The organism is Corynebacterium sp. LaCa_23, from assembly GCF_058182375.1.
In genome coordinates this window covers 2,457,832-2,471,506 of sequence record NZ_CP190825.1, presented here as the reverse complement: position 1 = coordinate 2,471,506, position 13,675 = coordinate 2,457,832, and the positions used below count along the sequence as shown (strand labels likewise).

The following is a 13,675-nucleotide window of genomic DNA, read 5'->3' as shown; positions in this document are numbered from 1 at the left end:
AACGGGCTACCTTCAATAATTCTCTCGGGGACGGGTGGACAGTAAATAACAAATTCCACGGTGGATTCCACCGCGGTTTTCACAGTGGTTTTTATCGAGTCACCTCGATCTCCACAGAGTTATCCACAGGTGTGGAAGAAATAGTTATTCACAGCTTAGTGCATGGCTGTGGATAACTTGTGATAGCCCACTTTACGGTGTTGTACTGCGGAAACAGTAAAACTCTCAAGTGGTTATTTAGAGTTATCCACAACGGTTAGCTTGCTGTGGAATTCGATTCCTTAGTTCTACCGCCGCGAAGGCGGGTGTGTCTAACGGAGGATTTATACTTAAAATGCAAAATGCTATGGAGGGTTGCGGCGCGAAGGATTAGCCGCAGCATGAGCGCGAAAACTGGCCCTCTAGCTGCAGGAAAAAACACTTATGTAATTTCGGGTGTAACCGGGTGTCGATTTGTTTCCAGCGGTTTAAATCACGTAATCTGGCATGGTCTATTGCAACAGAGAGTTGCGTATGAACAGGACGGCGTCACTTCGCATTGGCTGGGCTACCAAGGCTCGCCGAGCATTTGGATAACAGTGATGCGTCAGGTTCATGGAATCCATTCATCAGTGGATGTGCTGCCGTTTTCAGGCGGCAGTATGTCCACGTACAACTTCAAGGAGAATTGACGTGGCAAAGGGTAAGCGCACGTTCCAGCCGAACAACCGTCGCCGTGCACGTAAGCACGGTTTCCGCACTCGCATGAGCACCCGTTCCGGTCGTGCAATTGTGGCCGCTCGCCGCAAGAAGGGCCGCGCAAAGCTGTCCGCATAAGTCATGCTGCCAGCCCACCACAAGCTCACATCACCGCCGCAATTTCGGCGGACGATGAAGGGCAGTCGCCGGCAGGGCACTCGCACCGTCGTCGTGCATGCGCGCGATACCATGAGTGCGAATTCCAATGGCACCATGGGCAATCCGGCCGAGATCGCGGCCACTGGGCCGCGATTCGGCCTCATTGTTTCTAAAGCCGTCGGGAATGCAGTGGTACGCCACCGCACCTCCCGGCGGCTTCGCCATGTGTGCATGACGCTCATCCCCAAGCTCCCAGCGGGCGTGGATGTTGTCATCCGTGCGCTACCTGCCAGCGCGACCGCCACCAGTGAGCAATTAGAAAAAGATATTACTAAGGCGCTGCGCAAGCAATGGGATATTTAAATACCCGTGGGGAAGAAATTCCTGCAGCCTCCGGACTGGCCGCGCCGCTGGTTAAAGCGGTTCGTTTCTACCAAAAACATGTCTCGGGCCTTAAGATGGTATCAACCTGTCGGTTCGAACCGACATGCAGTGCTTACGCCTTAGAGGCGTTGTCCAGACATGGCGCGCTTAAAGGTACGGCGATGGCAATGGCTAGGGTGTGCAAATGTGGGCCCTGGCATCCGGGCGGATTCGATCCAGTCCCGGTACCGGTCACCAACAACAACTGAGGATTAAACACTCGTGCTTAATTTCATTTACTGGCCAATTTCGGCCGTTTTATGGTTCTGGCACTGGCTGCTATCCCTCGTAATGGATCCCGCCTGGGGCATTACGTGGATTTTGGCCATCGTGCTGCTGACCTGGACGCTGAAGGCGCTCATGGTCAAGCCCACCGTGAGCCAGATTCGATCTTCGCGCAAGATGCAGGAAATCCAGCCCAAGGTGCAGGAAATCCGCGCGAAGTACGGCAAGGATCAGGCTCGCGCCGCGCAGGAAATGCAGAAGGTCTATAAGGACGCTGGCGTCCGCCCGATGGCCGGCTGCCTTCCGGTCTTGGTGCAGATTCCAATGTTCATTGGTCTTTTCCACGTGCTGCGCTCGTTCGACCGCACGGTGTCTGTAGCCGGCGGCTTTGGACACCCCAGCGGCGAGCCGATGTCCATTGAGGACAATGCCAATACCGCGAACTACATCTTTAAGCCGGAGCTCGTCCAGCAGTTCTTGGACGCCAAGATCTTCGGTGTTCCGCTGGTGACGAACCTGCGCCTGAACTCGCCCTTGGTGGAAGGTGTTACCACCACCACCCAGGCGGCGTTCATCATCGTGCCGATGATTGCCGTGATTGTCGTGTTGATGCACTTCAACGCGCGCATGAGCCTGAACCGCCAGGAAAAGCGCCGCGCCCAGGGCAAGACTTCTGCCCCGCAGGGTCAGAATGCGGAAATGATGCAGCAGCAGATGGCCATGATGTCCAAGATGATGCTGTGGGTCATGCCCGCAATGCTGATCTTCTCCGGCTTCATCTGGCCCATCGGTTTGCTGTTCTACATGCTGTCCAACACCGTGTGGACCTTCTTCCAGACCCGAATCATCTACGGAAAGATGGACCGCGAAGAAGAAGAGGAAGAGGCCGCTAAGATTGAGGCCAAGCGCACTACCGCTCCAAAGCCTGGCGCTCGCAAGAAAGACAACCGCACGAAGAAACAGCGGAAGAACGACAACTAAACAGCTACTGAGGAGATTCTCATAGTGTCCGAGATGGACCCGTCTGCAGTATTTGGCTCTCGCCTGCCGCTCGCGCAGGAATACCACGATTCGCTCGCTACAGACGGGTCCACTCGTGGTTTTATCGGCCCGCGCGAGGTACCGCGGCTGTGGGAGCGCCACATCTTAAACTGCGCAGTTATTGAACAAGTCATTCCGGAAGGCGCCAGGGTTATCGATGTCGGCTCTGGTGCCGGGCTGCCCGGCATCCCGCTTGCCATCGCCCGCCCCGATCTGCACATCACGCTCATTGAGCCGCTTTTGAAGCGCTATAACTACCTCAACGAGGTAACCGAAAACCTGGGATTAGATAACGTCACCGTGCTGCGCGGGCGCGCCGAAGAAGGCCCCATTAAGAAGGCAGTGGCCGGCGCAGACGTGGTGACCTCCCGCGCGGTAGCTCCCCTGGGAAAGCTGGCAAAGTGGTCTTTTCCCCTGGTGCGCAAAGGCGGGGAAATGATCGCGCTGAAAGGTTCTTCTGTACACGAAGAGCTGGAGCGCGATGCCGCGGATATTAAGAAGGCCGGCGGCGGAAAGGCCGAGGTCACGACCGTTCACGGAACCACGATTATCCGTGTCCCGCGCGTGAACTAAAGTAGACGGCATGACTAATCCGCGCCTTATCACCATTGCCAACCAGAAGGGCGGCGTAGGTAAAACCACCTCCGCCGCTAACTTGGCCGCAGCCCTTGCTACTGAAGGCAAGAAGGTATTGGTCATTGACCTTGACCCCCAGGGAAACGCATCGACCGCCATGGGCGCGGAACATAGCTCAGGAACCGATTCCAGCTATGAATTGCTCTTGGGCGATTGCACTGCGGAAAAGGCCATGCAGGCTTCCCCGCATAATTCCAACCTTTATTGCATCCCCGCGACCATCGATCTTGCCGGCGCAGAAATTGAGATGGTATCTCTCGTGCGCCGCGAGTTTCGGCTTTACGATGCCCTCCATAAAGGGTTCCTAGAAGAGCACGGCTTTGAATACGTCTTTATTGATTGCCCGCCATCTTTGGGCTTGCTGACGATCAACGCCATGACGTGTGCGGAAGAAGTCATTATTCCTATCCAGTGCGAGTACTACGCACTGGAGGGCGTGGGCCAGTTACTGGGCAATATCACGATGATTCGCGAGCACCTCAATGAAGATCTGCATATCTCTGCGGTGCTCCTTACCATGTATGATGCACGTACGCGTTTGGCTGAGGATGTGGCCGATAACGTTCGTGAGCAATTTGGCGCCGTTGTCATGGGCAATGTCATCCCGCGTTCTGTGCGCGTCTCAGAGGCGCCTGGTTACGGGACTACGGTCATTGATTACGCCCCTTCATCCACCGGTGCACGGGCGTACCTCGCGGCGGCTCGCGAGCTCAACAGGCGCGGTGATTATCGCCCGCATCCCACTACGGGGGCGATTGGCGTGAGCCCCGAAATTTATGCGGAATTGGAAGGATAGGATTTCATGGCAGAACAAAAGCAAGGTGGCCTAGGCAAAGGCTTGGCCGCTCTCATCCCGTCCGGCCCCGATGCGCCCACCCGCAAGCCACGGCTGGGTGATTCCGCCGCAGATATTATCCTGGGAAATTCCACGGGCAATAGCGAGCGCAAGGCACGCGGCGAGAAGCGCGTGAAGGGCGCCCCCACCATCCAACAAGGATCCGGGTCCAAGTCCTCCAAGAAGCGGCAAGCTACGCCGGCAGCAATCGGTGCGACCTACCGCGAGATTTCCGTGGGGGACATCGTCCCCAACCCCAAGCAGCCGCGCACCGTTTTTGATGAAGATGAGCTCAGCGAGCTGGTTCACTCCATCCGCGAGTTCGGCCTCCTACAGCCGGTCGTCGTCCGTCCCTCCGAGGAGGGCGGATTTGAGCTCATCATGGGTGAGCGCCGTTGGCGCGCCTCCTCTAAGGCTGGCCTGGCCACCATTCCCGCCATCGTGCGCGATACCAAAGATGACAATCTGCTGCGCGATGCCCTGCTGGAAAACATCCACCGCGTCCAGCTCAACCCTTTGGAAGAGGCGCACGCCTATCAGCAGCTTTTGGAAGAGTTCGGCGTTACCCAGAACGAACTAGCGGACCGCATTGGCCGCTCCCGCCCGCAGGTGACCAACATGCTCCGCCTGCTGCGGTTGCCGGTGGATGTGCAAAAGCGAGTCGCCGCAGGCACCCTCTCGGCCGGTCACGCCCGCGCTATCTTGGGCCTCGATGACAAGGAAGCGATGGACTACATCGCGGACCGGGTTATTTCGGAGGGCTTGTCCGTGCGCGCGACCGAGGAAGCCGTGACGCTATATAAGCGCGACGGGAAGCCTGCGGAGAATAAGAAGAAGTCTCAGGTACCGCAGCCGCAATTTTTCACCGACTCGGCCGAGCGCCTCTCGGATCGCTTCGATACCAAGGTCACCGTGACTATGGGTAAGCGCAAGGGCAAGATGGTCGTAGAATTCGGCGACCAAGAAGATTTCGAGCGCATCATGGCGCTGATGGAGCGGGATAAATAACTGGCTCCTGTGGCAGGTTCCCCAGGTGCCTGCCACTTCCGCAAGGTGAGTGCCCTCCTCTTTAGAGCGAGGGCACTATTTCTTAGAAAAGATGAAGTGGCCCTTGGCTTGTTCTTCCTCGTATTCGGCGCCAAGCGGAATGCCCTTGCGCTCACGCAGGAGTAGGGCCGCAATAAATCCGACGATGCTTGCGGAGACAAGATAGACGGAAACCGCAAAGGTCGTGCCCGTTGCTTCTACCAATGCTGCGGCGATCATCGGGGCGAAGGCACCGCCGAGGACGGAACCGATGGCATAAGTAATCGATACGCCCGAGGCACGGATGGATGCAGGGAAAAGCTCGGTATACATGGCAGATTGCGCACCGTAGGTTAAGCCGAGGCCTACCGTCAGGAAGATGAGGGCGGCATACAGCAATCCTAGGGACGCCGTATTTACCAGCGGGAAAAGGGCCGCTGCGCCGATTGCTTGAATGACAAATCCGATGAGATACGTCGCGCGGCGCCCGATGTAGTCCGATAACCAGCCGGCGAAAAGGGTAAAGATGAGCCACGTGAAGGCGGATAGGGTGACGGCATTGAGGACATCGCCACGCGCGAGCGAGACCGGGCCCTCGGGGTTGGTGGCGTAATTTTGGATATAGCCACCGGTGGTCATATAACCCACGGTGCCATTTCCGGCAAAGACTAGAGCCGCGACGAGGACAAGCGGGAAATACCGCTTGAAAAGGATCCCAATGGGGTTTGCAGCCTCGCGTTTCTTATTATCCGAGATCTCCTGAAAGACCGGTGATTCATCCACGCCGACGCGGACCGCGTAGCCGATGATCACTAGGACGAAGGAAAGCAAGAACGGCACGCGCCAACCCCATTCAAGGAAGGCATCCCCTGGTGCGATGATATTCATGATGGACAGCACGCCAGAGGACATCAGTAGGCCGATGGGGACTCCGATCTGTGGTCCAGCACCGAAGAGGCCGCGCTTATCGTTGGGAGCGTGCTCAACTGCAAGCAGTACCGCGGAACCCCACTCTCCCCCGGCAGAAATGCCTTGAATGATGCGGAGGAAAATCAACAGGATGGGAGCCCATACTCCCGCCGTATCGTAGGTAGGCAGGAGGCCAATCAGTGTGGTGGCCCCGCCCATGGCAAAAAGGGTGACCATGAGAACGAGGCGGCGGCCAAGACGGTCACCGAAATGTCCCGCTAGGAACGCGCCAAGTGGGCGAAAAAGGAAAGATAGGCCCACGGAGGCGAAGGACACGATGCTGGCTACCCCGCCTTCTAAGGGGCCGAACATCACCTGGTTGAATACCAGGCCGGCAACCGCGGCATAGAGAAAGTAGTCGTACCATTCAATCGCGGTTCCGATTGTGGTGGCAGCTACCACGCGGCGGGTTTCTTTTGTGGAAATTGGGGCGGAGGTTGAGCTGCCCATAATGGGAATCCATTCACTGTGTAGTAGTCAATAACTGGACTGATATTACACGGTGGCTACGCCACAAAAGAATGCCTGCGCCCCAAACCTAGTGAGGAGGGCTAAGCCTGCTCCGCCTGGAGAAGTTCGGAGAATTTGTAGGTGCCGGTAATGGCGGTGTCTTGCTCCATGAGGTACATGCGCTTGACGGCGATGACGATTGCTTCTGCAATATCATCACGGCGCTTAGGGTTGGTCAGGATTTTGACGTCCTCAGGGTTGGTGAGATAACCCAAAAAGATCTGAACAACCGGCATTTGCGTCAGGCGCAAGAGATCCCAGGTGCGGCCATGGTTAGAGCAGTCCTGCAGATCGGTTCGGGCCACGATTTCACGCTGGATGAAGCCAGACAGGGTCTCACCAATGAGTGAGGAGTTTCCGGATTCGGAACCAAAGTAGAACGTGGCTACGCCGTGGGCCTTCTCATTGGGATAAGAATCGCACGCCAAAGAGATCACCATATCGGCATCAAAGGCATTAGCCAGCTCGGCACGGGATTGCACGTCCGCATCATCGGTGCGGGGGCGCGAAATAATGGTCTCCATGCCGGCGGCGATCATGCGGCCTTCGATGCGCTGGGTGAGATCCCATAGAATTTCTTGCTCAGAAATATCACCAAAACGGCCCTTGACCGTGAAGCCAGAGTCCCGGCCACTGAGCGCAGGGTCAATGACCACGCGCTTGCCAGCCAGCTTTGGTCCGGCATTGCGCACGCGCTCGCGTTCTACAATATTGTGCGCCGAACCGCCGGTGATGCGGCGGCCGAGCAAGCTGAGCGCGCGAATGGTCGCGGGGCCACACACGCCGTCTTCCTGCAGCCCGCAATTGTGCTGGTATTCGGTGAGCGCGGCGTGGGTAGTGCGGCCAAAATGACCATCGACGCGGTCTTGATAAAACCCAAGCTCTTGCAGTTGCTGCTGCAATTGCGAAATGTCATCGCCCACCAAGGCATTGGTGGGCTCGTAGCTCAATACACGGCTACCCAGGGTATAAGAGGCTTGGCGTAACTCGCGCAGGGTGAGATCGTCGATCTCTCCCGTTGGGAGGATGCCGCGCGACTGCTGAAATGCCTTGAGCACTTCAGCGAGATCGGCATCAAAGGTCTTATCAGTCTCGGAGTACTTCTGCTTTTTCCAGGCAGACAGTTCCCCCGTGAAATCTGATAAGAGGCCAAGGCGAGCCAAGGTGGCGCGAGCTTCAGCTACGCGCACACTTGAATCACCAACCCGAAGAACGCGATTCACGCCTTTCACCCCTTCCACGGCCCTAGGACTTTGGGCCGCATGGCAGATTTCCTACTCGTTAACTTTAGTAACAAGATTAACAGCTATAGCTGTTTTTTCACTTGCGCCACGATGTCATCTTTAGAACGCAGGCCGACGAACTCATCGACCTTCTCGCCATTGTTGAAAATCAATACATTTGGGATGGACATGATTTGGAACATGGCACCGAGGTTTCGTTCTTCATCGACGTTGACCTGGGCGATGGTGACTTCACCGTCGAGCTCATCTGCGACCTCTTCTAAGATCGGAGACAGCTTCTTGCATGGCCCGCACCATTCCGCCCAGAAGTCTACGACGACGGGTTTATCCGACTCGATGACATCAGAACGGAATGTTTCAGTGGTTACCTTTTTGACGTTACTCATACTGGATCTAACGGTTTGCAGCCAAGAATTGTTCCGCATCCATGGCAGCGCGGCAGCCAGATCCTGCGGCGGTGATGGCCTGCTGATAGTGATCATCTACCAAGTCACCGCAAGCGAAAACGCCAGGCAGGGAGGTCTTAGTGGAGGGCTGATCAACCTCAACGTAGCCGTTATCGTTTAGCTTTACCTGGCCGTTGAGGAAGGACGAGCGCGGATCGTGGCCAATGGCAACGAACATGGCGGTGACATCCAAGGTGGAGGTTTCCCCAGTCTCAACGTCCTTGAGCTCTAGGCCGCCGACCTTGCCGTCATCTTCAAGCACGCGCTCGACAACCTTATTGGTTTCCCACTTAATCTGCTCGTTCTCCTGGGCGCGGTCCAACATGATCTTAGATGCGCGGAAGTTTTCGGAGCGGTTGACAATGGTGACAGACTCCGCGAACTTGGTCAGGAAGGTAGCTTCCTCCATGGCGGAATCGCCGCCGCCGATGACGGCGATATTGTGTCCCTTGAAGAAGAAGCCATCGCACGTAGCGCAGGTGGAAACACCGCGGCCGGAGAGCTCTTCCTCGCCGGGAATGCCAAGGTGGCGCGGTGCGGCGCCGGTGGCGAGGATTACCGTGCGGGCTTCAAATACCTCATCGCCCACGTGGAGCTTTTTGATATCGCCCTCCAACTCAACGGAGTCGACGACTTCCATGCGCAGATCCGCGCCAAAGCGGATTGACTGTGCGCGCATTTCTTCCATGAGCTCTGGGCCCATGATGCCCTTTTGGAAGCCCGGGTAGTTCTCTACCTCGGTGGTGTTCATTAATTCGCCACCGTATTCAAATCCCTCAAATACAATGGGGCTGAGTTCAGCACGAGCGGCATAAAGCGCGGCGGTATAACCGGCAGGTCCGGAACCTACGATGGCAACATCGTGGACGGTCATTGCTAACTCCCTAAAATCACAGTGTCATTTTGCGTAACGTCAAGAGTCTACCCGCCAGATTGCGAATCGTTCATATTGTAAAGGCTAGCGGCTGCGAAATTGATGCAAGAATGATGCGATATCGAGATGTAGTTAACCGATGGCTTCGCGCAAGACCTCCCGCGCGCGTGCGCGGCGAGATTTAACGGTGCCGGGCTTTACGCCTTGGGCGGTGGCAACTTCGTTGACGCGGAACCCGGCGACATCGGTAAGCATGAGGGCTTCGCGCTGGTCTTGCCTTAAAAGCTCCATGGCCTCGCGGACGACGAGCTGCTCGGCAAGGTTTTCAGATGGGTTATGCGCCAGCAGTGGATTGCGATCATCGGCAAAATCATCGCTATCGAGCGAGGCGTTTTCCCTATTAGCCCGGTGATTTAAATAGTCGTAGCCGGTGTTTTTCACTAGGCGGTGCAGCCACGTGCTTAAGGCCGATTCCCGCCGGTAGTTATGGAGATTGCAGCTAGCGCGCAGGAAGGCTTCTTGCACGACATCCTGCGCGTCGTACTCATTCCTTGTATAACGCCGCGCCACGGTGGTCAGCCGCTTGCGGTGGCGTTCCACGATGGCGGAAAAGGCTTTATTATCCCCCTCGATAAAAGCATCAACTAATTCTTCGTCGCTGTGGTCAGGACTTAATGGCATCTGTAGATTCCCCCCGGATCAACAAGTGTTAAAGCAATTGTGACCCGAGGAGAACTCCGGCGCGAGCCGGCGGCGGTACAGTCTATTGACCCGCCTACTGCTGAGCGCGCACGCGCAGGGTGCGGCGCAGGTGATCGCGGCACTCTAGGAGTACGCGGCGCAGCGCACCCGGCAGATCCTTGTGCAGGAGATCCGTGGTGGCGGACTCCGCCATGGAAGATTCCGGGTAGAGGCCGCGGATTAGCCGGTTGGCAATCTCAATCGGGTGGTTATCCCAGGTGTCTTCGACGCGGCGGAAGAACTCCTCGGCGAATTCTTCTTGCAGCTCCGCCGAGCGCGGGGCGTTGAAGCCGGCCAGCAGGGCGTCGACCTCCGCATTGGAGTACTCCCCTGGCGTTAGCGCGCTATCGAAGGCGGCCCGCTTGGTCTCCGGCGTGGGGAAGGCGTGGCTAGCGCCCAAGAATTCGGCGGCGCCGGTCAGCGTATTATCGCGCTGCTTTTCTGCCTCCAGCTCATCCAGTTTGACGGCGTCGCGGGCGGCCAGGGCGCGCAGGATGGACCAGCGGATCTGCGGATCGAGGCGCAGGTCCTCGACCGTGCCAGCAAACAGGTCACGCAGGCGATCGGTGCCGGAGTCCTTAGGCGTGGCGGCCAGTGCGGCAATGGCGGTGCGGGCCAGAATGAGCTGCGCATCGGAGCCCGAATCCGCAGCACCGAGTTGTTCCCACAGCGCGTTGGCGAATTCGGCGCGCACCTGCTCGCGGCGATCCTGGGCCACATAGTGCTGGATGGCAAAGTGCGCATTGCCGTAGGCGGTGGTCAGCAGCGTGGCATTGGTCTCTGCGGGTGCATGCTTGGCGACGACCCCCACGTACTCCTCCGCATTCCACTCCCCGTCCCTGGTGAGGTTCCACAGCGAGGTCCAGATGACCGCGCGGCTGAGCCCATCCTGGACCTCGGAGAGGTGATCGCTAATGGTGGCAAGCGAAACGTCGTCGAAGCGGACCTTGGTGTAGGTGTGGTCGGCATCGTTAAGCAGCAGCAATGCCGGGGCCTTCTCCCCCGCCGCCTCATCCACGATGGTGCGGTGGCCGCCGGCGGGAAGGTCGATGTCGAACTCGCGGTACTTGTGCAAGGAGGCATCAAAAAGCGCCACGCTCAGGCGGTGTGGCCGGGTCGTATCCTCGGCCTCGGCGCTCACCGCAAGCTCGGTGATCTTCTCGCCCTCCGTGTGCAGCTCCGGGGTAAGTGTATCCGGACCCCAGGTGCGCAGCCACGCCTTTGACCAGGAATCGAGGTCGCGGTCAGTGTGCTTTTTCAGGGCCGTGAGCAGGTCATCGAAGGTGGCCGCGGCGAAGGCATGCTCTTGGAAGTAATCCCGCGCGCCCGCGTAAAAATTATCGCGGCCCACGTAGTGCACGAGCTGCTTGAGCACGGCCGCGCCCTTGGCATAGGTAATGCCATCGAAGTTCTGGCGTGCGGCATCGACGTCTGGGATATCGGCCTTGATGGGGTGCGTGGTGGGAAGCTGATCCTGCAGGTAGGCCCAGTTTTTACGCTCGCCGGCGAAGTTGACCCACGCCTCTTCGTAGTCGGTGGCGTGCACGGAGGCATCGGCGCCCATGAACTCCGCGAAGGATTCTTTGAGCCAGAGATCGTCCCACCACTGCGGAGTGACAAGATCGCCGAACCACATGTGGGACATCTCGTGCAGGATGGTATTTGCGCGAGAGGCCTTCTGGCTGCGCGTGGCCTTAGAGCGGAAGATATAGCTTTCCGTAAAGGTCACCAGGCCAGGGTTCTCCATCGCACCGAGGTTATATTCCGGCACGAAGATGGAATCGTACTTACCCCAGGGGTAAGCAAAGCCGAAGTTCTCGTGGAAATAGTCCATGCCCTGCGCGGTAAGCTCCAAGATCTCCTCGTCCAAGTATTCAAACATGGAGGCGCGGGCAAAGGCGCGCAGCTGCGCGGAGTGCTCGCCATCCGGCGAAGTCCAGGTGCGCTCTTGGTACTTATAAGGCCCCGCGGCAAAAGAGGTGAGGTACGTCGAAAGCGGCGGGGTGGGCGCAAAGCGAACCGCGGCATTGTCACCGTGCTCCTCGCGCTCGGTCTCCGGCTGGTTGGAGAGGATTTGCCAGTCCTTCGGCGCGGTCATGGCGACGTGGAACGGCGCCTTGAGGTCGGGCTGCTCAAAGCAAGGGAAGATGCGGCGGGCATCGGAAGGCTCGAGGTGTGAGTACAGATAGGTCGCGTCATCGGCCTGGTCGTGCATGCGGTGCAAACCCTGGCCCGTGCGCGAGTAGCGCGAGGTGCCACTGACCTCAATCGTCAGCTCCTCCCCTACCGGTAGCCCGTGGAGGCGGATAAGGCTGCCATCAAAGTCGATGTCCTGCGCCTGACCGTTAACCGTTACCTGCTCTACCGATTCTCCCAGGTAGTCCAGGAAAAGCTCGGGCTCGATGGTGGTGAGATCGATGCGGCTCGTCGCGCCAAACGTGGGGCTTTCCTTAACTTGAGATAAGTCGAGGTGTAGGTGGTATGCCCGCAGGTCTACTGCTGCAGCGCGCTCTTGGAGCTGCTCGTGCTGGGTTTTATCGCGTTGTGTCGTCATAGTTAGAAACTATAGTTACCGCAGAAGCTGGGCTCAGGAAGATGTGCCCCCCTGAATCTGCGACGAGCATTTCAACCGGCGACAATCCACCGAGTATTACTGCCTCTTTGTGGGCCCGATGGATCGATCGTGGCTTGTCCCATTTTTTCAAATGGCGCAGGATATCAGTTATAACCTTTCTGTCGACACCTAATTCCTCGGCCGTCTCCCGCGCGGAGAGTACTTCGCCTGCTTCAAGCTGTGCCAAAATCCAATCTTGCACTGAGGCCGATGAAATTGCTCCTTGTTTATTCAATCCCATAAGTTTCCTCGCGTCACCAGACAGGATCCATTCCCCGGCGTTCCGAAGCCTTTCCAGGTATCCAATAGACGAATACCACTGGAGAATACCTTGGGCTTCTTGCTCGGTGACTTGCATTAGAGCGGCTGCGGATCGGTTGAGCAAAATCTTGTGATCCATCAGTTGGCGTGCGATAAGTAACCCATTGATACTTTCAAACGCCTTGTCCGGGTAATGGTCGTTTAATCTAGCTAACGCATAGACAAAGTCCTTGTCTACCTCACCAGAAGATAGGCTTACTTCGACAAAATTCTCCGCTGTATGCAAAGCCGGGGTATGGCGTCCACTAGCTAACATCGATGCCCACATGCGGTCGAAACCCCGTGAAGATTCCTCTGCAAGGTCCAGCATTCTTAAGGCAGCCATGAGTCGGGGATTGCGGGGGATCGATTGAGTAGTTAAGATTCGCTTTTCTGTGACTCCCACTGGCAACGGTCCTGGTGACCACACAGTAAGCGCAGTCGGTGATTGGTCAATAACTACTGCACTACTAGCATCCCAATCCCTGTGTGCGAGAGCGTTAGAAATGACCTCGTCCACTGCGGTCTCAGGAAAGGCTGGGATAGAAATCTCTTGCCCGTTTGGGAAGCTCACGCGTGCAACTTCTGTTCGTGCTGCGGTTGCTACGAGTTCTTTTAGCCTCAGGTAGGCGGTGATCAAAGGTGCTGATATTTCCGTGGCCTGGGGATCTCCTCCAGGTACCTCACGGGCCAAGTGTCTGATGGTAGTTCGACTATTGGCTGGAGTAATGAACAGGATTTCTGCGGCGTAGGTTAACTGACCTTCGCGGGTGAGAAGACCGAGCTCGGAAAGTAGTTCATTGGTCGTGTGGGGTGCTCGATCTAAGGAGCCTGAAGCCGATCGTGCTTTTTTGAGGAGCTGGCGCGCTTGCTCGATGGCTGTAGCATCCAAATCTTCGAAAGAATATCGGGACTCAGCTGCAGAAAAGTCCGGATTTGCGCGCTGGTAGGTGA

15 protein-coding genes are annotated in these 13,675 nt (G+C 57.2%); 8 read left to right on the top strand and 7 right to left on the bottom strand.

The genetic code is table 11. The annotated features are described in order from the left end of the window. The first annotated feature begins 380 nt into the window (after nt 1-380). The 8 genes from ACP8IT_RS11675 to ACP8IT_RS11640 are packed head-to-tail and all read left to right on the top strand — an operon-like array spanning nt 381 to nt 5,005. On the top strand, nt 381-671 hold the full coding sequence (locus ACP8IT_RS11675) for a hypothetical protein (RefSeq protein ID WP_237799798.1): 291 nt from the start codon (nt 381-383) through the stop codon (nt 669-671). 1 nt (nt 672) lies between these two features. Next, nucleotides 673-816, top strand: a complete 144-nt coding sequence (gene rpmH, locus ACP8IT_RS11670) for a 50S ribosomal protein L34 (RefSeq protein ID WP_005275994.1) — start codon at nt 673-675, stop codon at nt 814-816. Nucleotides 817-819: 3 nt separating this feature from the next. After that, on the top strand, nt 820-1,200 hold the full coding sequence (rnpA, locus tag ACP8IT_RS11665) for a ribonuclease P protein component (protein WP_034653281.1): 381 nt from the start codon (nt 820-822) through the stop codon (nt 1,198-1,200). Then, nucleotides 1,188-1,469 carry a membrane protein insertion efficiency factor YidD gene (gene yidD / locus ACP8IT_RS11660; RefSeq protein WP_172596733.1) on the top strand — a complete coding sequence of 94 codons (282 nt, stop codon included), beginning with the start codon at nt 1,188-1,190 and terminating at the stop codon, nt 1,467-1,469. Before rnpA ends, yidD begins: the two co-directional genes overlap by 13 nt. Before the next feature lie 13 nt (nt 1,470-1,482). Then, a complete protein-coding gene (gene yidC, locus ACP8IT_RS11655; RefSeq protein WP_023028030.1) occupies nt 1,483-2,466 on the top strand; it encodes a membrane protein insertase YidC in 984 nt (327 codons plus the stop codon). 33 nt (nt 2,467-2,499) lie between these two features. After that, nucleotides 2,500-3,099 (top strand): 16S rRNA (guanine(527)-N(7))-methyltransferase RsmG, encoded by a 600-nt coding sequence (rsmG, locus tag ACP8IT_RS11650; RefSeq protein ID WP_237799839.1) that lies wholly within the window; start codon nt 2,500-2,502, stop codon nt 3,097-3,099. A gap of 10 nt (nt 3,100-3,109) precedes the next feature. After that, nucleotides 3,110-3,958 (top strand): ParA family protein, encoded by an 849-nt coding sequence (locus tag ACP8IT_RS11645; RefSeq protein ID WP_005275982.1) that lies wholly within the window; start codon nt 3,110-3,112, stop codon nt 3,956-3,958. A 6-nt stretch (nt 3,959-3,964) separates the two neighbouring features. Then, on the top strand, nt 3,965-5,005 hold the full coding sequence (locus tag ACP8IT_RS11640) for a ParB/RepB/Spo0J family partition protein (protein ID WP_237801226.1): 1,041 nt from the start codon (nt 3,965-3,967) through the stop codon (nt 5,003-5,005). A gap of 75 nt (nt 5,006-5,080) precedes the next feature. On the opposite strand, the gene ACP8IT_RS11635 is transcribed toward ACP8IT_RS11640, so the two are convergent. From ACP8IT_RS11635 to ACP8IT_RS11605, 7 genes are all read right to left on the bottom strand, one after another. Beyond that, nucleotides 5,081-6,442, bottom strand: a complete 1,362-nt coding sequence (locus ACP8IT_RS11635; protein ID WP_005275975.1) for an MFS transporter — start codon at nt 6,440-6,442, stop codon at nt 5,081-5,083. A 101-nt stretch (nt 6,443-6,543) separates the two neighbouring features. Continuing rightward, on the bottom strand, nt 6,544-7,725 hold the full coding sequence (locus ACP8IT_RS11630; RefSeq protein ID WP_034653713.1) for an N-acetylmuramoyl-L-alanine amidase: 1,182 nt from the start codon (nt 7,723-7,725) through the stop codon (nt 6,544-6,546). 83 nt (nt 7,726-7,808) lie between these two features. Beyond that, the gene (gene trxA / locus ACP8IT_RS11625; protein WP_023029766.1) at nt 7,809-8,132 is read right to left on the bottom strand and encodes a thioredoxin; all 324 of its coding nucleotides are present in this window, start codon (nt 8,130-8,132) and stop codon (nt 7,809-7,811) included. Nucleotides 8,133-8,139: 7 nt separating this feature from the next. Beyond that, nucleotides 8,140-9,066: a thioredoxin-disulfide reductase gene (gene trxB / locus ACP8IT_RS11620; protein WP_005275966.1), complete on the bottom strand. Its 927-nt coding sequence runs from the start codon at nt 9,064-9,066 to the stop codon at nt 8,140-8,142. Nucleotides 9,067-9,198: 132 nt separating this feature from the next. Continuing rightward, nucleotides 9,199-9,747 (bottom strand): RNA polymerase sigma factor, encoded by a 549-nt coding sequence (locus ACP8IT_RS11615; protein WP_005275963.1) that lies wholly within the window; start codon nt 9,745-9,747, stop codon nt 9,199-9,201. Nucleotides 9,748-9,841: 94 nt separating this feature from the next. Continuing rightward, nucleotides 9,842-12,361 carry an aminopeptidase N gene (gene pepN / locus ACP8IT_RS11610; protein WP_490290142.1) on the bottom strand — a complete coding sequence of 840 codons (2,520 nt, stop codon included), beginning with the start codon at nt 12,359-12,361 and terminating at the stop codon, nt 9,842-9,844. Beyond that, the gene (locus tag ACP8IT_RS11605; protein ID WP_490298656.1) at nt 12,342-13,613 is read right to left on the bottom strand and encodes an ATP-binding protein; all 1,272 of its coding nucleotides are present in this window, start codon (nt 13,611-13,613) and stop codon (nt 12,342-12,344) included. The genes pepN and ACP8IT_RS11605 overlap by 20 nt, the downstream gene beginning before the upstream one ends. Nucleotides 13,614-13,675: the final 62 nt, after the last annotated feature.